Raw genomic sequence first — 22,319 nt, 5'->3', positions numbered from 1 at the left:
ATATTCAAATAGTAACCTAATTTATAAAATCAATACATTTGATTCAATTGCTCTTTGATCTTCTCGTTGGTGATATAATCGTCGAAATCCATTCGCTTGTCAATCATACCCGCGGGAGTCAGTTCAATAATCCGGTTACACACGGTTTGTATGATCTCGTGGTCATGCGAATTCATCAAGACTACCCCTTTGAACGCAACCAATGTGTTGTTAAATGCTTGTATGGACTCCAAATCCAAGTGGTTCGCCGGAGAGTCCAGCACCAGTACATTCGCGTTAGTCAACATCATCTTGGCAATCATACAACGCATTTTCTCTCCCCCGGACAATACTTTTACACGTTTGTATATATCTTCACCGGAGAACAGCATCTTCCCAAGGAAACCTCTCAAGAAAGTTTCGCTCGTGTCGGCAGAATATTGCCCCAACCAATCCACCAAGGTCATATCCGTCTGGAAATACGCCGAATTATCCAAAGGCAAATAAGCATTCGTGATGGTTACACCCCACGTGAAACTACCCGTATCCGGTTTATCATTGCCCGTGAGTATTTCCAACAATGCCGTCATCGCTCTCGGATCACGGGACAGGAAAGCAATCTTATCCCCCTTCTCCACGGTAAATTCGACATCTTTGAACAAAGTTTGTCCATCCACGGTCTTACTCAAATTCCGGACATCCAGAATACGGTCGCCCACCTCCCGTTCCGGGGTAAAAATAATACCCGGGTATTTACGCGTAGAAGGCATGATCTCCTCGACATTCAACTTTTCCAACATCTTTTTGCGACTGGTCGTCTGTTTGGACTTCGCCACGTTAGCGCTGAAACGAGAAATAAATTCCTGTAATTCTTTTTTCTTCTCCTCGGCTTTTTTGTTCTTGGCTTGAGCCTGACGCAACGCTAATTGGCTTGACTCGTACCAGAAACTATAATTACCCGCGAACAACTGTATCTTACCGAAATCAATATCCACGGAATGGGTACAAACGGCATCCAAGAAGTGGCGGTCATGCGACACGACTAAAACGGTATTCTCGTAATTCGCCAAATAATTCTCCAACCACATCACTGTTTCCAAGTCCAAATCATTCGTGGGCTCGTCCAGTAACAAATTATCCGGTTTGCCAAACAGCGCTTGTGCCAACAACACCCGCACTTTTTGCTTACCGCTTATATCTTTCATCAATGAATAATGCAGATTCTCTTTGATCCCCAACCCACTCAACAAGTTAGCGGCATCACTCTCGGCATTCCAACCGTCCATCCCGGCAAATTGTTCTTCCAACTCGGCTGCACGGATACCATCCTCATCAGAGAAATCCTCTTTCATGTAAATGGCATTCTTTTCCTGCATGACTTTCCATAAAGAGGAATGTCCCTGCAACACGGTATCCAACACGGTACACTCGTCAAACGCGAAGTGATCCTGTTTCAACACGGACAACCGTTCCCCGGGACCAAACATGACCGTACCTCTTGTCGGGTCCAATTCTCCGCTCAATATCCTTAAAAAAGTAGATTTTCCGGCACCGTTAGCACCTATCACACCATAACAATTGCCCGGGGTAAACTTTAAATTCACATCCCGAAACAACGTCCTTTTCCCAAATTGAATCTCTAAATCCGAAACTGTAATCATTTTTTCCTTTTTCTAAAAAACGCCCGCGAAGGTACGCGTTAAAAAGTTGCCATGCAAGTTTTTAATGCATCTCTCCAATCCCGGATTTCCAGTTCAAACGTATCTTTAATTTTCTTTTTATCCAAAACAGAGTAAGCAGGGCGTTTCGCCTTAACGGGATACTCGGCGGTCGTTACCGGATTGACTTTACAATCCGCTCCCGCGAGAGCCACGATCTCTTTCGCGAAATCATACCAAGTACAGACCCCCTCGTTCGTGAAATGATATATTCCTTCCCATTCGGGCAAATCCTCGTTTTCCATGATTTTAATGATCGCTTCTGCCAGATCGCCGGCATACGTCGGCGTGCCCCACTGATCATTCACCACGTTTATCTCGTCCCGCTCGTTCGCCAAACGGGCTATTGTCTTCACGAAATTATGACCGTAAGCAGAATATAACCATGCCGTACGGATGATAATATACATACAACCCGATTTCTTTATAGCTTCTTCCCCTTCCAATTTTGTCCGACCGTACACGGTTTGCGGATTCGTGGCACTCTTCTCGGTGTAAGGTTGGTCTGCCGTGCCGTCAAACACGTAATCCGTCGAAATATGAAGCAATATACAATCATGTTGCAATGCTGCATTTGCCAAGTTGGCCACGGCATCACGGTTAATCTTGGCTGCACGCTCCTCGTCATCTTCTGCCTGATCCACGGCGGTATAAGCCGCACAATTGATAATCGTGTCTATTTCATGTGTTTCAATAAACGACGATACCGCTTTCGCGCTCGTGATATCCAATTCCTCCACGTCCGTGTAAAACACGTCGTCCAATAACGAAAAACTTCTATTTCTTAACTCGGTTCCGAGTTGTCCGTTCGCTCCTGTAACTAATATATTAGCCATAAACCTTTCTGATTTTAGATTTTAAATTTTAGATTTTAGATTCCAACCGCACAGGCGAGGACTCAACTACCCCCTCCGACTCCCCCTTACACAGGGGGAGAGAACGCTTCATTGTTATGTATTGCGACCTGTTTCCCCTCCCGCGTAAGGAGGGGCTTATCAAACTTCTCGAACTCGGAATTTTTACTGACAAACTCCGGGACGATGTCTTTCATCATCTTTACCATCTCCGGGATATTCACCAATGCTGCCAATTCATTCAATACATCCAACTCTTTGGCAACTTCCTTGTAATTATACTCTCTCACCTTGGCTACCCGAATTTTATCGTGCGCCGTGGGCAAAGTATTCTCCTTATTGCTCAACAACTCCTCGTATAGCTTTTCCCCCGGTCTTAATCCCGTGTATATGATAGAGATATCTTTATCCGGATTAAAACCCGACAATTCGATCATCTTCCGTGCCATATCAGCTATCTTAACCGGACGTCCCATTTCAAATATATAAATCTCTCCGCCTTTTCCCATGATACCCGCTTCCATCACGAGTCGGCAGGCCTCCGGTATCGTCATAAAATAACGGATGATATCGGGGTGCGTCACCGTCACGGGACCTCCATTACGAATCTGTTCCCTGAATCTCGGGATTACCGATCCGTTAGAACCTAACACGTTCCCGAACCGTGTCGTGATAAAACGTGTGATTCCCTCGTGTTCTCCATCCCGGATAGCGACACTAAGGCTTTGCACGTAAATTTCCGCCAAACGCTTGGAAGCCCCCATCACGTTCGTGGGGTTCACCGCCTTATCCGTCGATACCATGACAAACTGTTCTACCCCGTAACGAACGGCATGATCCGCCACGTTCATCGTACCGTACACGTTTACCCGTACAGCCTCACAGGGATTCAACTCCATCAAGGGTACGTGCTTATACGCTGCCGCGTGGAACACAACCTGAGGACGATAATTCCGGAACACGAAATCCACCCGTTCCTTAGATCTCACGTCGCCTATCACCGGCACAAAACGAGTGTTAGGGAATTTATCCGTGAATTCCAGTTGGATGTTATGCATCGGCGTTTCGGCAGAATCAAAAAATATCAATTGCTTTATATTGAAACGAGTCAACTGACGGCACAATTCGCTTCCGATTGAACCCGCGGCACCTGTCACCATAACCACTTTCCCGTCGAGTCCCTCGCCGATCTCTTTCATACTAATCTTGATCTCGTCACGCCCCAACAATTCTTCCAGACGGATTTCTTTCATCTGGGGACGAGGTAATTGCCCGTCATTCACTTCTTCCACGGATGGCAATACCAACATTTCCATTCCCAACTTCTGGCAATAATTCACCAACCGTTTCTGTTCTTCCTGTGCTGTCCGATAATTAGGAAACACGATCCCTTCTATTCTCAATCGCTTCACCAAACGGCTGAAAGCTTCTTCCCCCGTGACGAAATAAACGTTTTCTCCCGATAAACGGTAATGTTTATAACGTTTCCCTATCGTGAGGTACCCCGCCACCTTGTAAGAGGGTAAAAAACTATTGGACACGGCATTACTCAATGAAGCACTGCAATCATCCATACCATAAATCAACACCCGTTTCTGTCCCCCGTTTACCCGTACTTTCAAGAAATCATACATAGTCACGAGCAATACGCGAACAGATACCAGAGCCACCGTCGTTGTCATCATATCCAAGATTCCTCCCAGTATCAGACGCCAACCGGAAATCTCCGGGTATATCACGTGTACCAAAGGATACAAAATCACGACTTTCAATAACATGGCTATTCCTAATCGCCATGTTTCCCGTAAAGTTGTAAAACGCATCACCATGCGATGCGAATGTAATACGGCAAAAGATAACGCGCTGATTATCGCCGCAAAAATAGCCAGCCACCCGACAACAGACCAGCTTACCGGCTCTTCTCTCACGAAACGGACGAACCAATAGGCAAAGACCGTCACCCCGGTGGATATCAGCACATCACACCCCATCACGATCCAACGGCTAAGATAACGTGTGTGCACGATCTTGGCAGCCAATCCGTTCTGTCCAAATAAAAAATTCTTCATTCTATCCTCTTTTACAACAATATCGCTTCCCGAAAATTCGGATGCTTCTTATCTTTTTCAGACAAAATTAAATCTTCAGCCGGAATCTTCCAATCTATTCCCAGTTCGGGATCATCGAAACGTACAGCCGCCTCATGTCCCGGGGCATAAAATTCGTCACATTTATATTGAAATATCACCTCATCACTCAATACCACGAAACCATGCGCGAATCCCTTCGGGATGAAAAACATCCGTTTGTTCTCCTCGCTCAACTCCACGACCGCGTGTTTGCCAAGTGTAGGTGAATCCTTCCGCATATCGACAGCCACATCCAATACCTTGCCTTTCACTACCCTCACCAGCTTTGCCTGCGTGTAAGGCGGTAATTGATAATGCAATCCTCTCAATACCCCGTATTTGGATTTGGACTCGTTATCTTGCACGAAATTGATTTCGCTCACGTTCTCGTTGAACCATCGAGCGGAATAACTCTCGAAAAAATAACCGCGTTCATCTCCAAATACCCGCGGTTCAATAATAACCGCCCCCTCGATTTCCGTTTTTATTACCTTCATTACAATTGAAAATTGAAAATTGAAAATTGAAAATTGAAAATGTAACATACATTTCCAATCTCAATTTAGTAATTATACATGGTACATTTCCTTGTAATAATTCATGTACTCTCCACTAGTTACATTATCCAACCAATCTTGGTTTTCCAAGTACCATTTCACGGTCTTCTCGATACCTTCCTCGAACTGCAAAGAGGGTTCCCATCCCAATTCTTCGTGCAGTTTCGTGGAGTCGATAGCGTAACGCAAATCATGTCCCGCACGATCGGTCACGTAAGTGATTAATTTTTCGGAAGCACCTTCCGGACGTCCCAGAAGACGGTCGGTCACTTTGATCATTACCTTGATCAAGTCTATATTTTTCCACTCGTTAAAACCACCGATATTATACGTGTCCCCGATTTTTCCTTGATGGAAGATTAAATCTATGGCACGGGCATGATCTTCCACGAACAGCCAATCCCGCACGTTCTCACCCGTTCCGTATACCGGAAGCGGCTTATTGTGACGGATATTGTTAATAAACAGCGGAATCAACTTTTCCGGGAACTGATAAGTTCCGTAATTATTCGAACAGTTCGAAATCTTCACGGGCAACCCGTAGGTATCATGATAAGCCCGGACGAAATGATCGGAAGAAGCCTTTGATGCCGAATACGGGGAATGAGGATCATACTTTGTCGTTTCCAAGAAGAAGCCTCCATCCGGTTGCAAAGAACCGTATACTTCATCCGTTGAAACGTGATAGAACAACTTATCATCAAAATTACCGTCCCAAGCCAATTTAGCAACTTGCAACAAACTCAGTGTTCCCATCACGTTTGTCTGCGCGAAAGAGAACGGGTCCCGTATCGAGCGATCCACGTGGCTTTCTGCCGCCAAATGTATAACCCCGTCAATATGATATTCAGAGAAAATCTCACGCATCCGTTCGAAGTCACAAATATCCGCTTTCACGAACTCGTAATTCGGCATATTTTCCACATCCTTCAAGTTAGCGAGATTTCCCGCGTAAGTCAACTTATCCAAATTGATAATACGGTAGTCCGGATATTTATTTACCATTAACCTTACCAAATGGGAACCAATAAACCCGGCTCCACCAGTAATTAAAATATTCTTCATCAGCTATATAATTTATCTTTAATAATACGACACACGCAACCTGCAACTTGTTGAAATTACTCCAGTAATTTCAACAAATACTGTCCGTATTGATTTTTAATCATGGGTTGGGCTAATCCCTTTAACTGTTCTGCTTCAATCCATCCTTTACGATAAGCAATTTCTTCCAGACAGGCAATTTTCAAACCTTGGCGTTTTTCAATCACCTCCACGAAAGTAGACGCTTCCGCCAATGAATCATGAGTACCCGTATCCAACCACGCGAACCCGCGTCCCAACAACTGTACCTTCAAATCACCTTTCTCCAGAAAAGCCTGATTCACGGTAGTGATTTCCAATTCACCGCGAGCGGACGGTTTTATTGTCTTCGCCACTTTCACGACCTCGTTCGGGTAAAAATATAAACCGACCACGGCATAATTGGACTTCGGTTGTTTTGGTTTTTCCTCGATACTCAAAACGTTCCCGTCCTTATCAAATTCTGCCACGCCGTACCGTTCGGGATCATTCACCCAATAACCGAATACGGTAGCTTTGTTTTCTTCCTTGGCATGTTTTACCGCATCCAACAGCATTCCCGTGAAATGTTGGCCGTAAAAGATGTTATCTCCCAACACCAGACACACGGAATCATCACCGACAAACTCCTCGCCGATAATAAACGCCTGTGCCAACCCGTCCGGACTCGGTTGTTCCGCATACGTGAAATGTACCCCGTAATCGGAGCCGTCACCCAACAGACGCTCGAACCCCGGTAAATCTTGAGGCGTTGAAATAATTAAAATATCCCTAATTCCCGCCAGCATCAATACTGAAATCGGATAGTAAACCATCGGTTTGTCGTATATCGGCAACAACTGCTTCGATACGCCTTTGGTAATTGGATATAACCTGGTCCCGGATCCACCGGCTAATACAATTCCTTTCATATCTTCTATTTATGACGCGAAGTTATCATTTTATTTATAGGCTCCAGTATTTCATCTGATGAATTTTTCCCCGGTAGATACCTTTCACATCCCCGAGCACGGCATGTTCATAAGTCAATCCCCGGAAATACGCTTCGTCCAAATCTATATATTCTTTGTGAGAAACGGCAACAATTATCGCGTCATAGTTCGCTCTCGGCTGTTCAATCAATGAAAAACCGTATTCCCGAAGAACTTCTTCCAGATCGGCATGCGGGTCTGTAACATCCACGTCAACCCCGAAATCTTTCAACTCGTTCACGATATCCACCACTTTTGAATTACGGATATCCGCCACGTTCTCTTTAAACGTGATACCCATCACCAGCACCCTCGCTCCCAGTATATTCTTGCCCATGGCGATCATTCGCTTCACGATCTTTTTGGCAATATACCCGCCCATTGTATCGTTCACGAACCGCCCGGCATTAATCATTTGCGGGTGATATTTCAATTCTTTTGCCTTGTGTACCAAATAATAAGGATCGACACCTATGCAATGTCCCCCGACCAAGCCGGGATAGAACTTCAAGAAATTCCATTTTGTCCCGGCAGCTTCCAGTACATCATACGTGTTGATTCCGATACGACTGCAAATAATAGACAATTCGTTCATCAAGGCAATATTGACGTCCCGCTGGGTATTCTCGATAATCTTACCCGCCTCGGCAACTTTAATACACGGGGCACGATGCACCCCTGCTTTCACCACCAACTCGTACACTTTCGCCACGGTTTCCAATGTTTCCGCATCACCGCCGGACACTATTTTCACTGTATTCGTCAACGTGTGTACCTTATCACCGGGGTTAATCCGTTCCGGGGAATAACCGATCTTGAAATCCACCCCTGCCCGTAACCCGGAAACCTCTTCCAGAATCGGAACACAGTCCTCCTCCGTGCAACCGGGGTAAACCGTGGATTCGTATACCACGTAATCGCCTCTCTTTAACGCTTTTCCCACGGTGCGGGATGCTGACAACAAAGGAGTTAAATCCGGTTGGTTAAAACGATCTATCGGGGTGGGCACAGCCACGATATAAAACGATGCTTCCCGCAACACGTCTACCGAAGAAGTAAACTCGATATCCGTGTTCTCGAATGCTTCCGCGCCTAATTCATCACTCGGATCTATATGTTCCCGCATTTTTGCCAAACGCACCTCGTTTATATCAAAACCTATCACAGCAATCTGCTTCGCGAACTCCAACGCTATCGGCAATCCCACGTATCCCAACCCGACCAACGCCAACTTCGCCTCCTTATTTATCAACTTGTCAAACATAACCATAATTTAGAATTTAAAATTTAGAATTTAGAATTATCTCGATCATTCTAAATTTCCAATCGGTCTTTCGGTTCGATAGGAGTGTAAGGCCCGTCTTTCACCTCGAATATCACGGTGTCCTTCTCCATAACTTCCAGCGTGTGCCATTGCCCGGCAGGAATATGAATACCATAATTTCCCTCCGACGGAGCAAGTTCCACTTCTTCCGTCACCCGCTTGTCATCATCATAAAAATACACGCGAATCCTTCCGCGGAGCACAATATAAGTTTCCGCCGTCATACAATGACGATGAACAGGCAATTCCGTTCCCGGTTCCAGTGCATTCAGCAAACGTTGCGCTTTCGCATCCAATGAATCATGAAAATTATAATTCATCCGCAAACGCTCGCTTTCCCTCGCCTGCCGGGATACTTCATCCAATAATTCGTTATCTATTATCTGCATATTTTATTCGCCTTCGGCGAGTTACAAGTTACAGGTTCACAGGTTACAAGTTCATTTCAACCACATGAATTTTACCGTTCCTCACCACATTATATATCATTAAAACCAGTAATCATTCAATCTAAAATTTAAAATCTAAAATCAATTATCGGTTCCACCCGAACGGATGTTTCGCCAAAGGCAACTTTGCCAACGGGTGATAATCACCTTTCAAGCCGATCGGGGTAGCGTGCCGGATATCATGCACGATACCGATACAATTCCGGGCTTCCTCGATGCGAAATCCGTTACCCGCCAGAATCTGACGGAAACTCTCCGTGTGCAACTCCGTGAATCCTTGACTAAACTCGAATTCTTCCCCCTCGATTTGTATCGAGCGGAATGTCCGTTTCTCTCCCTGCACGGCATTCTCCGGCAGATTATCGGCGTTGATACTCAAGAAATAACGTACCCGTGCTTTTTCCAGTCCCAAAAAACCTGCTACCCGGTCGTGACTCATCACGTGCACGATATTCTCTTTCACCGGACCGAATATCCATGATAACATATCATAAAAATGCACCCCGATATTCGTGGCCACCCCTCCGCTCTTGCGTTCGTCGCCTTTCCAACTCGTGTAATACCAGTTCCCCCGGGAAGTAATATATGTCAAGTCCACGTCATATACTTTATCTTTCGGTCCCTCGTCAATTTTCTTTTTCAACGCCTTGATTGAATCATGCAAACGCAACTGCAAAATCGTGTACCCCTTGTGTCCCGTTTCCCGCTCCACGTCTTCCAGTGCATCTATATTCCACGGGTTCAACACCAGCGGTTTCTCGCAAATCACGTCCGCCCCCAACCGCAAACCGTAACGGATATGCGCATCGTGCAAATAATTCGGTGTACAGATAGAAACCATGTCCACCCGATCGGTCGTTTTCTTCAACTTGGAACAATGCCTGTCAAACAACTCCATCTCCGTGAAAAAAGAACAGTTCGGGAAATAACTGTCCATGATCCCGACACTATCAAACTTATCGTACGCTGCCACCAAATTATTCCCCGTGTCTTTGATCGCACGCAGGTGTCTTGGGGCTATATATCCTGCTACACCGAAAATTGCAAAATTCTTCATAATCTACTTTTATTTTATACCGTCCACCTCATGTAAAATTGGGACTTTCAAAGTTATAACTTTAATAAGTTTCTTCAAACGAAACCAAAGAATTTGAAACAAAAAAAATCCATGCACTCTGCATGGATTCTTTAACCCTACTATTTAATGATTAAAAATCATACTTCTGGTCGTATCCCCGCTCGTGGATATTAATACCCTCTTTCATCCACCGGGGCATAGGTTCATTCTTGAGATAGTGATTGAAAAATTGTTCCATCCGTATCGTCCAGTCCTTTTGTGCCGGGCGTGCATTCAAGAAGTGACCTTCCCCGACATAATTCAACATCCATGCCGGACGTTGCAGACGCCGCAAGGCAAGAAAAAGATTTCTACCATCATAATAGGAAACAGCCCCGTCCTTATCACAATGGAAAATCAACGCCGGGGTATGAATCCGATCGGCAAACAACAAGGGGGAATTCTCGATATAACCCTCCAGATTTTCCCACAAGGTAGTCCCCATGCGACATTGCCAATCCTCGTACATCAACATACAAGGGACACCGCTTTCTTCCCGGATCCCGGTATAGACAGAGGTCAGGTTGATCAAAGCTGCCCCGATATTCACGCAGGTGAACATATCGGTTCTCGTCACCAGATACGCGGTCTGGAACCCCGACCAACTATGTCCCTGCAAACCTACCCGTTTCGGATCAATGATTCCTCTGTCAATCAAAGCTTTTGTTCCGCTCACAACCGCATTGTAAGAACTTTTCCCCGGGTTGCCTATCTCGAAATAAACATCCGGCTGAAATACAATATATCCCTTGCTGACATACGTGGGGACGTCAATCATAGCGTGACTCAACCCGGGCACGGGATGAAGGTGCATCTCGGGAGTATGGGTTTCATAGAATGTCACTATCGTCGGGTAACTCTTGTTCTTGTCGTAATCATCCGGTAGATAGAGTAATCCTTGATTGGCTTTCCCGTCATAATTCGTCCACTCCACCTGCTGCACCGTTCCCCATTTATAATCGCCCCGTTGCGGGTTGACATCCGTGACCTTCCGCATCTTCCGAAACGAGGGATCGGTAATCCACAAATCCCGGTCTTCATAGTAATTCTGTTTCGTGCACAACAACGTATTCCCGTCGGCAGACTGTTGTGTAATCGTCAACATAAAAGCGCCTTCAATCTTAGGTGCAAGTTTCCCGGACGGGGACAACGCCCAAACACCCGTATTCTTTGTTGTCCAATCCGTAGACATGACACGATTCTCTCGCTCCATATCCACTTGAATAATATCCCAATCGATATTAAACAAACGGAATATCGTGTTACGTTTACGCCCTTCCTCGTGTGTCCAGCAATACGTTTTTTCTCCGGTCAAGTCTACCACCCAAATATCAAAACGATCATAAACAAGAAGCCGCCTCCCGTCCTTACTCCATCCCGCTATACCGTAAGGCGGTGCAGGATTCGGGCGATCGTACAATTCGTCGTGTAACGGGTAAGGAATTTCATCGGTTAGCACCCTGCGGTTTAACGTACCCGGTTCCAGTACTACCCATGAACGCTTGCCGTTATCGTAATAGAGTAAATAATCCCCCTTGGGACTCCAGTAAATCCGGCGAGTCAAAGATTCCGCCACCAATTGGTGCTCCGCGGTAACCAGATTCACCAGATACAAATCAAAACGAGTGTCATGCAGCCAGTCCCGCTTGTTCAGATAAGGCTTTTCATCCTTCTCGTAAGCATAAACAGGAGCATCCGTATCAGGCATATACAATTCCGGGTGACCTGCCTCACAAAGTTGTATACACCCGCCGCCCTCCGCATCCGATATAAACCGTTCGGGAGTGGGCACGGCTGGACGATACCCGCTTATCGCTTGTTGCGAGGGAATCACCGGATCGTTCCAACTCCAAAGTTCAAGGGTAAAACTCTCGTCTTTCTCCCCCTTGGGCTTTGCAGCTTTCGGAGTTTTGTGTTTCTCGAATATAGAACGTTTCGATTTTCCCAATTGTCGCACAGACCGCATATTCACGTCCATTACTTCTATCCGGTCCGCATCCAGAAGTTCCGTCACCCGTTTGTCTTTCAATGAAAAAGTATAATATCCTTTCTCACCTTCATCCCCGGCAAAATAAAATCCGCCGTCTTTTCCCCACTCGTTGAAATAAAAATGCTCCAACCGTTTCGTGGTATCCCGATACAGGCATTCGTACTTGCCCGCCTTATTCCGTGAACCGAAATAAATCGTATGGCTATCGGCTTCCCGCTTCAGGTAGACAATCTTCCAATCCTTATCGTAAAGGCAATAAGTGCCGACACCCGTCAAAACCAGACTATCATTCGTCTGTATATTTTTCACAACCAGCGTATCATTCGTTTGATACGCGGCCAAGGGGATAACGGAATTGAGTTCCACACCCTCTCGCAGACAGACCTCCTTCTTGTTCCGCAAACAACGCGCCACACGAATCACATCGTCACCTTCCTTCTTACCGTAAACAATCCACTCGCCCCCGGCAAAAAACTCGGGAGAATCCGGACACTCCAAAGTGCTCGTTCTCCCGGTTTTTACATCATAGAAATAATAAATATTTCGGGCAACCTTGTTTGCCGCATCATTATCGAAATACATGTACCGGTACATTACCCACTTCCCGTCGGGCGACAACTTGTAGCTGTCAACCCTCCGCCACTTCCGGTAAGCCTCTTCATCTAACACCTTTTTCTGCGCTAAACAGGAAAAGGAAACTAAAAACACATGAATAAAACAGAGAATAACGATATATGATAAACGGCACATAGTCTTTTACTTTTGAGGGGTTACTCGTTCTTTGATAATTTTGGTGTTCAAATACAGGAATGCGATACGCGGTGGTCCGGCACTCACGAGCAAAGAGAGGCTGTCTGAGCTCAACTGTGTAATTTTCTCTTTCGTCAAGTACTCTTCTCTCGTTCCGTCATCCTCGATACTTTCCCCCTTAATGATTAGATACCCCTCCTGAATCTCCCAAGTTTTCAGATCCAGACTAGGGATATTGATACTTTCACAAATACCACCTTTCTTGAAACGGAATCCCTTCAATTCTCCCGTGGACTGGTAGGTGTAAGGATTACACCACTCTCCAAGCAATTTCTTTTCCATTTCCTTCTGGGGGTCTGTGGCACACGCGACAAACAGGAGTGTCAGACCGATGTAGATTAAATTCTTCATGTTTCTAAATTTAAGATTTTACTTTTAATACACATCTTAATTACACGACCTACACGGAAAAGGATTAACTCCATTCGAAAAAAAAAAAAATCACGAGGGCGGAGAACATTTTATTCTCCGCCCTCGTGATTTTAATTACAGCCCCTCAGCTCCGGACTATTCTTTTATCCATTTTTTCAATTTATCATTCCCGAACGTGTTAGCCAAAAACGGTAATCCCAACACCACACCTATTCCGGCAAAACCACCCAAGAATGTAAAAAGCACACATATCAACCCTCTTTTGGGTTTCGAGCGTTCCACGGGAACCACTACCGGCTCAACAACCGTTAATATAGGGGTTGTTTCATTCACGGCGATTTCAGCCTGTTCCAATTGCTTCGCCAATTCCGAGTATACACTATAGGCAAGATTATACTCGTTAGTCAACATATCCTCCCTCGTCTTGGCCACAGCCGAAACAAATCCTTTATTGGCATCCCGGAACTTGGCAAGTTCATCCTGCCTTACCTCGTAACGTTCTTTCGCCTTATCATATTGTTTTTGCACGAAGTCCAGATTCGACTGCACCTTCTCAATCTTGAAACGAGTAATGTACTCTTGCAACAACTTCTGCGCTTGTTGTGCCAACTGTGCTACGGCCAAAGGCTCAGGCATAGAAGCAGACAACTGCACGTATCCGTCTTTATCATTCACGTTCAACGAAACAATCTTATCCAATATCTCGGCTACCTCTTTTTCATCCTTCGAAAGCGATTGAATCGCCGAGCCTTGCTCCGCCATAATTTGTGTTGTATCTTCCCCTCGAATAGCGCCGATGATTACCCCCGGCAAACCAATCGTGTACTTTTTAACAACCCCGAAAAGACTGAATTTTTTATACTCGTCTTTCGTGTAATAATCAAACAAAGTGATAGGCTGTTCGTACTCCTCGAATTTCAAAGGTGTTGCCATCAACTCCTTTTTAAAAGGAACACTTGCCAATATCTTGGGATAAATCGTCGGGGCAAGAACTTCACCCCCACCCATGGAACCCAAATTAATACCCACCATCGAAGCCAAACCACTCAATCCGCCACTTGCTTTCTTATCTCCCACTTGCGGAACCATTGTACACCCTGCAGAATACTCTTTCGGACTAAAAAGAGCAACCAGCACACCTATCACCATAAAGACAACCGTGATCTTAATGATTAACTTACGGTTCTTCCACAATTTCCGGATGACTTCCACCAAATCAATCTCTTCATCTTGCGGAATCTGATTTGTCTGTCTTTTTATCTCCTGTTCCATACTACTTCGTGCTATTAAGAATTGATGTAACCATAGCGGCAATAGAAGTCGTCGAAGAAGTCAGACTTAATATTTCAGGTAAACCCAATCTATTCTTTCGCTCCAACTTCATCGGGACTATAATCTCACATCCCGGTTCAATTTTCGGATTCCGTCCCCCTCTCCGTACCGCCAATGTTCCATTCGGATAAATCACGTAAGCCCTACGCTTTTTAGCGTTCATAGCATATCCTCCGGCATTATCTATATAATCTCTCAACTTCATTTTATTCTTGTATGTAACCGCATTCGGGTACATCACCGCTCCACTGATTTTTACCGTATTCACAAAATTAGAAACATGTAGGACATCTCCTTCTCTAAGTACTAAATCATCCTCTCCCCCCGGATTAGCCAAAGCTTTCTCCAAATCAATACCAACAAAATAAGTCTGAGCTAAATCCAAACTTTCCATAGATATGGAATCACCTTCCGTAAATTTTGCCAACTTTTGGGCTGACGCCATCCTCATTCGTTCATCCTGATTCATCCGACGCTCCAAACGAGCACCTCTCAGGTAAGCCTTGGATGTTATTCCACCGGCACGTGCCACCAAATCTGAAAGCCTATCATTAATAGATGTTTTCGCGTACGTCCCCGGATAAAGTATCTCTCCGTCAACCCTCACGTTCTGTTGCTCCCGGTATCCCGGCGAACGACGTACGTAAATCTCATCAAACGGTTCCAGAACGAAATTCTTAATACCATCCACCATCAACCCGTCCTTCAACGCGAACGTGAATAATTCCGCCTCTTCTGGTGCCTCGGTCGTACTTTTCGGTGATTTTATTCTTCGGGAAACATCCACTCGTACCTCGGATGCCGACTCCAAAAGTCCCCCGGCTTGAATAATTGCATCCTCTATGGTCATATCCTCCACGAAATTATATTCTTTCGGGTTCTTCACTTCTCCTCGGATTTGTATCACGTAACCTTCTCGCAAAGCGGTTTTCGAGGGGACATACAACACGTCATTCTTCCTCAAAATAATATCCTCAACTTCACCTTTTATAAATTTACCAAGATCTATTGCAAGAGCTTCACGAGTTAAATCTTCTCTCTCACGATACAATATAGCCCGATTCAAGAAAGCATCCTCTCTTGGTCCCTCGGCTATCGCAAGCAAATCCTTCAAAGTCACAATCATGGGGTTAATCGCATAATCCCCGGGACGGAATACAGCACCGGTTACAGAAACCTTATTTTCATATTTATTCAAAATTGAATCAACTTTCACGACATCCCCGTTTTCCATGATAAAAGAAGGGTACTCGTCACTAAAGAGCGTAAACATTTGATATTCGGTATCACCTTTACGACTCACGTTCAAATTCTTTTTATATGCGTTACTGGAAAACCCACCTGCGTACTCCAACAATTGTTCCAAGCTTTCGTCATTTTTCAATTCATAACGCATCGGACGTTTTACATTTCCCGAGATCGTCACTATTTTTTGGTACGTACCGATATTTATCAAATCACCATCCTGCAAGGTAATATCAACACTATCATCACCCTTCATTATATATTCATACACATCAATATGTTTGAACGGTCTCCCGTTTCGGTACAATATTACATCTCGCAACGTTCCGACATTACTCACCCCACCCGCAGAATATAACGCATGAAAAATAGTTGCTAACGACGGCAACGTGTAAGTTCCCGGCATAACGACCTCACCCATGACATTCACCCGAATACTTCGTATTTGCCCTAAAGAAAGCTTTAAAAAAGTCTTCGGGTCACCCGATATTAAATCCGAATAAATTCGCCCGAACACATTCGTCAAATAAGAAGAAGCTTCTTTAATCTGCTTACCATTCAAATAAATCGGTCCAATTCCCGGCACGTTAATATTCCCTTCCGGAGAAATCACTTGACGGATTGTAGTTTCCGAATTTCCCCAAATATCAACAATCACCTCATCTCCCGGTCCCAACTTGTAATTATCCGGTGTCGGAATATTCAAATTCGGTTCAAAAGTAAGATTCTTATTACTAAAAAGGTTCCTTCCGAAAACACTCGTTTTATTACCTTCAGTGACCAACACTACATCCCGGTTACCGACAGAAATAGTTTCCAATCGCTCCCGTTTTCCCTGTGCCAAACCACCTTGAGTAGCCTGATCTTTCTCGTAATGTTCTTTAATTCGCAAAACCTGTTCTTTAGTTACCCCCTTTTCTGCCAACATGACCACAATCTCATCTTGACTCTTGCCTTGAGCCTGTGCCTCTTTCACAGCTTCTACCACTTGTGTATCTGACATTTGGGCAAAAGCAAACCTCGATACGCCAAGTATTAGTACGATCAATATTAAAAATCTCATATTACTTTTTTTGAATGTTTTTACGCAACCATCCTCTCGGTTTACAGCCAAACCGCCCCCTCACGGGGCAAACCGTAAACCGAATAGCCGGATCGACCGCAAAGATACTGTATTAATTGAAAATGAAAAATGGATACGCGAAAAATATTACTTCTCTTCCAATAAAGCGTAATATTTACGACGCAACGGAAGATAAACCGCCACAAGCACCACCAAACTCACGATAGCGTAAAAAAGAGTATACGCCGGAGCATATTTCAAAACAAGCAAATACCCTCCCCCGACAAGCGCCTGTGTTGCCATATAAAAAAAAGATACCGACAAATGGGGAATCTTCGCCTCGTTAGCCAACAATTGATACAAATGCTTCCGATGCGGTTGTCCTATATTCTCTTTCAACATCAAACGATGAATAATTGTCAACACACCGTCAACCCCGTACACGCCCAATAAAATCAACACCGAAATCTCCCCCGTGCGCATGATAAAAGTCCCTAGCAGGAAAAGAAGTATAAAAGCAATAGCAACAGCCCCCACGTCACCGGAAAAACACCTTGCGCGAGTCCTGAAATTATAGAAATTAAATACCAACAATGACAGAATAACCACCGGAATAAAACCCGCGGGCGCAATCTGTATTACCCAAGCGTTTATCCCCCACAAAGCCAACAGTACAACCAAGCTATATCCCCCGGTAATCCCGTTGATGCCATCCATAAAATTGTATATATTCAGAACAGCCAAGCAAACGAACAAAGCCACAATCACGTATCCCCACGAAACCTCGTGCACCCCCAACTGCAACAACAAAAGCAACAAAGCAAAAGTCTGCACCAGCAAACGCAACTTCGCCGAAAGCGGATGCATATCATCCATAAAACTCACTACCGCCACCAACGTCAACCCGCACAAAAACCACGGGGCGAAAAAACCGAAAGTCAACCCGTAAACGAGCACTCCCAAATAAAAAATCACCCCGCCTCCTCGCAGGGTAATTGTATGATGGGAACTCCTCTCGTTAGGAATATCCATGATTTTGTATCTTTCCGCTATTTTAAAATAAATGTTCTCCATCACAAAAAGTAGAAGGAGAACAAACCCGTAAATCCAGTCTATCATTTCCTTTGCTTGAACGATTCAACCATCTCACGAATCCCGTCTTCCAAAGTATAACGAGGTTCATAACCGATAGAATTTAAAGCCAATTGACGATCTATCACAACATCACCCCACAACTTCTGATAAAGATCCGGGCGAATTTTCTCAACCATTCTCAAAAACAAAGACGGGGAAGGTAAATTAATCGTGTGAACACCCAACTGTTCAGAAATCACCTCTATAACATTACGTGTTGAATAGGGTTCTTTATCTGTCGGGTAGAAAATACCTTCAGCCTCTTTCTCCACGGTTAAATGGATAAACTCTATCAAATTCTTCACGTTAATAAAATCACGACGATTCCGAGCCGAACCGAACGGAAGCGGTATATGACGATTCACCAAACGAATCAAACGCATCATATTTCCCGGTGCCATACCACCACCATAAGCCATCGGGGGACGAATAATCACTGTCTTGAACTCGTGATCACTCATCGCCAACAACTCCTTATCAGCTTTCAACTTAGAACTTCCATAATAAGTCCTCGGCATTTCCGGTGTTGCTGTAGAAATACGACTGGCAGTACCAAACACGGCAATCGTACTCATTTGAATAAATTGACGAACGCCTGCCTGACGGGCTTTCTGAGCCAACACGCAAGCCATACGATAATTCACCTCATCATAAAGTTCCTGATTCTTCTCTTCCGGACGGTGTACGATAGCAGCAAAATTAATTACCGCGTCAAACCCGACGAACGACTCCACAGGCATATCCCAAAACGCCTTTACCACGATTTCCTTATCGTATCCTGTAGGACGCCGACTATAACAAGTTATCGAATCCACCGACTGGTAATTCCGAATAAACTGTCCAGCGATAAAGCTACTCCCTCCAATTATCAATATTCTTTTCATTCCTCGATCTATTTAAACGGCATAAAATCTTACTTTGTCCATTTTATGGACCCTAAACAATCTCCTTTACGCATTATTCATTTTCTGTGAAAAACGCCTCCTCGTTTTCCAAAGCTTGTTTACGTCGTGTAGACCTTAAATGTTTGATTTGTATTCATATAATTAATAATAGTGTGTTGTGTGCGTTGCTTTTTACTTTCAAGACGCGAAGATATGATAAAGGTTGCGTCAACAACGTGAGTTTTTTTGTTTTTAACAAATCCTTAACAAGTCAGCAATATAATCTTATTTTTTGTCTAAAATATTTCGCAATAAAAAACGATTCATATATTCATTCTCCCCGCATTACACAACTACACCCTTTATATAAGTACCCATCATTTATTTCTCATAATAATTTGTTCTATGAGAAAATGTCCCACTTCATCAATTTCATTAAAGTGAACAACTTTAGGCAAAATCACCCCAAAAGCATTCTTCACCTTTTCCACTAAAACATCCGTGTATACCAAATTTCCATTAATAACATTTTCAATACCATCAAGAGCTATTGATTCTCTATTAGCTTGCCTCATCTGGGACATCGAAAAAATACTTTCATCAAAATAAGAATCGACATTCTCCCCATCGATAATATAAGGATACCCTCCTATTTCCCCCTGTACCCCCGGTGAATGTACTTTCATTTTCTTCTTTAAACGTATAGCTTCCAAGATCGTATAAATGATATCGAAATTGCTCGATGCATTCATCATATTTCTCTTCTGATCCACAGGCATCGCAATTGCACAGTGTTTAAAAATCTCCGATTGTTCGATCTCCACGTTATGACCTTGGTACTTAACATCCAATAAAATTTTTTGCCCTTCAGCCTGTCCCTCCTTACTGATCACAACATCATGAAAATGACTAACAGCCAAAGTAACATCTATATCATTCAAATTGGCAATTTCACATTGTTCTCCTACATAAAATTTAATCCGCGGAATCAAATGATTCAAATTACCACTACCGAAATCAGGATATAATTTACCGGCAGATTTTAACCAAGGAATCACGGCATCAGAATATGAGGTATTAATAACAATTGCATGACTTCCAGCAAGCTCACATCCTTCCATAATATTACGGGCATAGCGTATTGAAAGTGGTGTCCAAATACCATACGCTCTCAAAGTATGCCAAGATATACTACCATACTTTAAACCTGCATACACCCTACTACTGTTAACGATAATATCCGGCTGATAACGGGCTATTGTTTCTGTAATGGAATCTATATGGTCTAGATCACAAGCACCATCTACCGTGATTTTACTCCTTAGAACCCCTCGAATCACAGCTGCCGTTCGCACTATATTAACATCTTGAATTAATTTATCCAAATTTCTTCCAACCACAACAATTTCCATTTTTTCATCTTGTAATCCAACAAGATAGTCTAGCAAATATCCCCCAACACTTCCAAGTCCCATGATCATCACTTTCACAACACCATCAGCCTCCAGCTTTTGCCGTAACAGATTTAATTTATCATTTGTCGCTTTCATTCGAATTATCATTTTCAATTTTAGAATATATCTTTAAATAATCAGCCACAGTATTACAGTTTTCCCATTCCTCAATAACACAAACAGATATATCATGACACTTAATATTACCATAATATCCTTGTATTATCTCCAAGTTTGTTCCTTGCACCTGTTGAGCAGTCAATTCCGAAACAACACCCTTCAATTTTGGAAAGTTCAAAAATTTCCAAATCTGGGCAGAATTATAAACAGCTCTAAAAGCCACCGGAATATTCAACAACTTATGACTTACATCGTAAATATAACGCACAAGATAATCTTGATCTACATATAAAACAACCGCTTTATCAGCCAAGATCAATTCCCTATTCACTGTTACAACATCTTTTTCAGACCTTAGCACGTTTTCAAAACTTTCAGAATCAAAAAACAAATCCCCCTCCACGAAGATCACTTCATCCGCCCAACTAATAGCCTCAATACCTTTAATCAAACTATAGCCGGAGCCATACGTGTTATACTTATCATTATAGACTAATTTTATCCGAGCCCTAAATCTCTGGCAAAATACATCAACATATTCTACTAATTTATCATACAGATATCCTCCAACAATAATATATTGATCTACTCCATCAGCTTTCTGAAGAATTTGATATAATAAGCTATTTTCAGGTTTATCTTTATAATAAAGACATTTCAAGACCTCTTCTTCCGTGTCCCGATTAAAGCGGGTAGCTGTACCTGCAACTGTAATGATTACGGCTTTCATTCCTTACATTCTTTACCTAAACACATATCCAAACCTTGCGAAAGCTTCACAATAGGCTCCCATCGGGCCCTTTGCCTAATTTTTTCAGTATTCAAAATCCTGCGTTCCGGATCTGAAGCCCGGTAACCTGAAAACAAAATAGCAGGTTCTTTAATCCCTAACTTAGATGCGATTAACTCTACCAATTCAACAATAGATATCTCCTCGTCTGTTGCCACATTATAAACAGAACCATCCAACGCCTCTATAGAACCCAACAATGCAAGTATAGCCCGACAACTATCAATATTATGCAAGAAAGAACGTTTATTTTTCTTCGAATTTTCCAATAACTCAACTTCACCTTTGTTCTTCAAACTTGTTATAATATGGGGAATGATATGCTTGGGATACAACTCATGATCACTATAAACATTAGCAAAACGGATAGAGCATCCTTTAATCAGTCCCCTATCAACCGCATCTTTCATGAAAAACTCCGTCAACAATTTCCCTACAGCATAACTTGTACGTTGGCTATGTTCAGCCGTAGCCAATACTAAATAATCACACTCTCTCACCCCTCCGTTTTCGTTCCACGATTGCATAGAATATACCTCTGAGGTTGAGCAATTAATATAGGCTTTAGCTCCTATTTCTATTGCCTGATCCAAAAAATTCTTCATGCCAGTAACATTTGTCATAAAAGTATTTTCAACTTTATAAAAATGCTCGGTATGAACAACGGCAGCACAATTTATATAAAAAACATCACAACCATCCTCTACTGCTTCAAGAGCAATTCGACCAACCATCTCCATCTGCTTCGCATTATTCAAATCGTATTGGAAGAATTCAAAATTCTCCCTACCGAGTAGATCACGAACCGAATCAATAGAACTAGCAAAAAAATTGTCAAACCCCACTACTCGATTTTCCTCTTTTTTTACTAATTGACGAGCCAACTCATTTCCAGTCATCCCCGTCACCCCACTTATTATATATGCATTCTTTTTCATATCTTA

At 43.4% G+C, this 22,319-nt stretch carries 18 protein-coding genes; all 18 read right to left on the bottom strand.

The window, feature by feature from the left end:
• Positions 1–29 precede the first annotated feature (29 nt).
• Entirely contained in the window at positions 30–1,640 is a 1,611-nt protein-coding gene (locus tag H8S64_RS12520) for an ABC-F family ATP-binding cassette domain-containing protein (protein ID WP_099293587.1), read from the bottom strand.
• Between the two features lie 38 nt (positions 1,641–1,678).
• Positions 1,679–2,533 (bottom strand): dTDP-4-dehydrorhamnose reductase, encoded by an 855-nt coding sequence (rfbD, locus tag H8S64_RS12515; protein WP_186976340.1) that lies wholly within the window; start codon positions 2,531–2,533, stop codon positions 1,679–1,681.
• 86 nt (positions 2,534–2,619) lie between these two features.
• On the bottom strand, positions 2,620–4,620 hold the full coding sequence (locus H8S64_RS12510; protein ID WP_255469524.1) for a polysaccharide biosynthesis protein: 2,001 nt from the start codon (positions 4,618–4,620) through the stop codon (positions 2,620–2,622).
• A gap of 11 nt (positions 4,621–4,631) precedes the next feature.
• The gene (gene rfbC, locus H8S64_RS12505; RefSeq protein ID WP_099293591.1) at positions 4,632–5,177 is read right to left on the bottom strand and encodes a dTDP-4-dehydrorhamnose 3,5-epimerase; all 546 of its coding nucleotides are present in this window, start codon (positions 5,175–5,177) and stop codon (positions 4,632–4,634) included.
• Between the two features lie 72 nt (positions 5,178–5,249).
• Positions 5,250–6,302 carry a dTDP-glucose 4,6-dehydratase gene (rfbB, locus tag H8S64_RS12500; protein ID WP_186976339.1) on the bottom strand — a complete coding sequence of 351 codons (1,053 nt, stop codon included), beginning with the start codon at positions 6,300–6,302 and terminating at the stop codon, positions 5,250–5,252.
• A 56-nt stretch (positions 6,303–6,358) separates the two neighbouring features.
• A complete protein-coding gene (gene rfbA, locus H8S64_RS12495) occupies positions 6,359–7,231 on the bottom strand; it encodes a glucose-1-phosphate thymidylyltransferase RfbA (protein ID WP_186976338.1) in 873 nt (290 codons plus the stop codon).
• 34 nt (positions 7,232–7,265) lie between these two features.
• Positions 7,266–8,555 carry a nucleotide sugar dehydrogenase gene (locus H8S64_RS12490; RefSeq protein WP_186976646.1) on the bottom strand — a complete coding sequence of 430 codons (1,290 nt, stop codon included), beginning with the start codon at positions 8,553–8,555 and terminating at the stop codon, positions 7,266–7,268.
• Between the two features lie 50 nt (positions 8,556–8,605).
• Positions 8,606–9,004, bottom strand: a complete 399-nt coding sequence (locus H8S64_RS12485) for a WbuC family cupin fold metalloprotein (protein WP_099293596.1) — start codon at positions 9,002–9,004, stop codon at positions 8,606–8,608.
• Between the two features lie 145 nt (positions 9,005–9,149).
• Positions 9,150–10,121, bottom strand: a complete 972-nt coding sequence (locus H8S64_RS12480) for a Gfo/Idh/MocA family oxidoreductase (RefSeq protein WP_099293597.1) — start codon at positions 10,119–10,121, stop codon at positions 9,150–9,152.
• Between the two features lie 151 nt (positions 10,122–10,272).
• Positions 10,273–12,840 (bottom strand): alpha/beta hydrolase family protein, encoded by a 2,568-nt coding sequence (locus H8S64_RS22790; RefSeq protein WP_186976337.1) that lies wholly within the window; start codon positions 12,838–12,840, stop codon positions 10,273–10,275.
• An 87-nt stretch (positions 12,841–12,927) separates the two neighbouring features.
• Entirely contained in the window at positions 12,928–13,332 is a 405-nt protein-coding gene (locus tag H8S64_RS12470; protein WP_099293599.1) for a lipocalin family protein, read from the bottom strand.
• Positions 13,333–13,488: 156 nt separating this feature from the next.
• The gene (locus H8S64_RS12465; protein WP_186976336.1) at positions 13,489–14,625 is read right to left on the bottom strand and encodes a Wzz/FepE/Etk N-terminal domain-containing protein; all 1,137 of its coding nucleotides are present in this window, start codon (positions 14,623–14,625) and stop codon (positions 13,489–13,491) included.
• A gap of 1 nt (position 14,626) precedes the next feature.
• Positions 14,627–16,993 carry an SLBB domain-containing protein gene (locus tag H8S64_RS12460; protein ID WP_186976335.1) on the bottom strand — a complete coding sequence of 789 codons (2,367 nt, stop codon included), beginning with the start codon at positions 16,991–16,993 and terminating at the stop codon, positions 14,627–14,629.
• Positions 16,994–17,140: 147 nt separating this feature from the next.
• A complete protein-coding gene (locus H8S64_RS12455; RefSeq protein ID WP_186976334.1) occupies positions 17,141–18,112 on the bottom strand; it encodes an MraY family glycosyltransferase in 972 nt (323 codons plus the stop codon).
• On the bottom strand, positions 18,109–19,011 hold the full coding sequence (locus H8S64_RS12450; protein WP_186976333.1) for an NAD-dependent epimerase/dehydratase family protein: 903 nt from the start codon (positions 19,009–19,011) through the stop codon (positions 18,109–18,111). The genes H8S64_RS12455 and H8S64_RS12450 overlap by 4 nt, the downstream gene beginning before the upstream one ends.
• 377 nt (positions 19,012–19,388) lie before the next feature.
• Positions 19,389–20,561, bottom strand: a complete 1,173-nt coding sequence (locus H8S64_RS12445; RefSeq protein WP_186976332.1) for a hypothetical protein — start codon at positions 20,559–20,561, stop codon at positions 19,389–19,391.
• Complete coding sequence (locus H8S64_RS12440; RefSeq protein ID WP_186976331.1) at positions 20,545–21,315, bottom strand: DUF6564 domain-containing protein; 771 nt, start codon at positions 21,313–21,315, stop codon at positions 20,545–20,547. Before H8S64_RS12440 ends, H8S64_RS12445 begins: the two co-directional genes overlap by 17 nt.
• Positions 21,312–22,313, bottom strand: coding sequence for an NAD-dependent epimerase/dehydratase family protein (locus tag H8S64_RS12435; RefSeq protein ID WP_186976330.1), 1,002 nt, complete (start codon positions 22,311–22,313; stop codon positions 21,312–21,314). The genes H8S64_RS12440 and H8S64_RS12435 overlap by 4 nt, the downstream gene beginning before the upstream one ends.
• Between the last annotated feature and the right edge of the window lie 6 nt (positions 22,314–22,319).

This window comes from Butyricimonas hominis (assembly GCF_014287455.1).
GTDB classification, from domain to species: Bacteria; Bacteroidota; Bacteroidia; order Bacteroidales; family Marinifilaceae; genus Butyricimonas; species Butyricimonas muris.
The sequence above is the reverse complement of the archived record's forward strand: the minus strand, read 5'-3'. Positions and strand labels throughout refer to the sequence as shown.

Bases quoted from the DNA above. Each gene is read 5' to 3' on its own strand.
- H8S64_RS12520 (WP_099293587.1), bottom strand. From the start codon at position 1,640: ATGATTACAGTTTCGGATTTAGAGATTCAATTTGGGAAAAGGACGTTG.
- rfbD (WP_186976340.1), bottom strand. From the start codon at position 2,533: ATGGCTAATATATTAGTTACAGGAGCGAACGGACAACTCGGAACCGAG.
- H8S64_RS12510 (WP_255469524.1), bottom strand. From the start codon at position 4,620: ATGAAGAATTTTTTATTTGGACAGAACGGATTGGCTGCCAAGATCGTG.
- rfbC (WP_099293591.1), bottom strand. From the start codon at position 5,177: ATGAAGGTAATAAAAACGGAAATCGAGGGGGCGGTTATTATTGAACCG.
- rfbB (WP_186976339.1), bottom strand. From the start codon at position 6,302: ATGAAGAATATTTTAATTACTGGTGGAGCCGGGTTTATTGGTTCCCAT.
- rfbA (WP_186976338.1), bottom strand. From the start codon at position 7,231: ATGAAAGGAATTGTATTAGCCGGTGGATCCGGGACCAGGTTATATCCA.
- H8S64_RS12490 (WP_186976646.1), bottom strand. From the start codon at position 8,555: ATGTTTGACAAGTTGATAAATAAGGAGGCGAAGTTGGCGTTGGTCGGG.
- H8S64_RS12485 (WP_099293596.1), bottom strand. From the start codon at position 9,004: ATGCAGATAATAGATAACGAATTATTGGATGAAGTATCCCGGCAGGCG.
- H8S64_RS12480 (WP_099293597.1), bottom strand. From the start codon at position 10,121: ATGAAGAATTTTGCAATTTTCGGTGTAGCAGGATATATAGCCCCAAGA.
- H8S64_RS12470 (WP_099293599.1), bottom strand. From the start codon at position 13,332: ATGAAGAATTTAATCTACATCGGTCTGACACTCCTGTTTGTCGCGTGT.
- H8S64_RS12465 (WP_186976336.1), bottom strand. From the start codon at position 14,625: ATGGAACAGGAGATAAAAAGACAGACAAATCAGATTCCGCAAGATGAA.
- H8S64_RS12460 (WP_186976335.1), bottom strand. From the start codon at position 16,993: ATGAGATTTTTAATATTGATCGTACTAATACTTGGCGTATCGAGGTTT.
- H8S64_RS12455 (WP_186976334.1), bottom strand. From the start codon at position 18,112: ATGATAGACTGGATTTACGGGTTTGTTCTCCTTCTACTTTTTGTGATG.
- H8S64_RS12450 (WP_186976333.1), bottom strand. From the start codon at position 19,011: ATGAAAAGAATATTGATAATTGGAGGGAGTAGCTTTATCGCTGGACAG.
- H8S64_RS12445 (WP_186976332.1), bottom strand. From the start codon at position 20,561: ATGAAAGCGACAAATGATAAATTAAATCTGTTACGGCAAAAGCTGGAG.
- H8S64_RS12440 (WP_186976331.1), bottom strand. From the start codon at position 21,315: ATGAAAGCCGTAATCATTACAGTTGCAGGTACAGCTACCCGCTTTAAT.
- H8S64_RS12435 (WP_186976330.1), bottom strand. From the start codon at position 22,313: ATGAAAAAGAATGCATATATAATAAGTGGGGTGACGGGGATGACTGGA.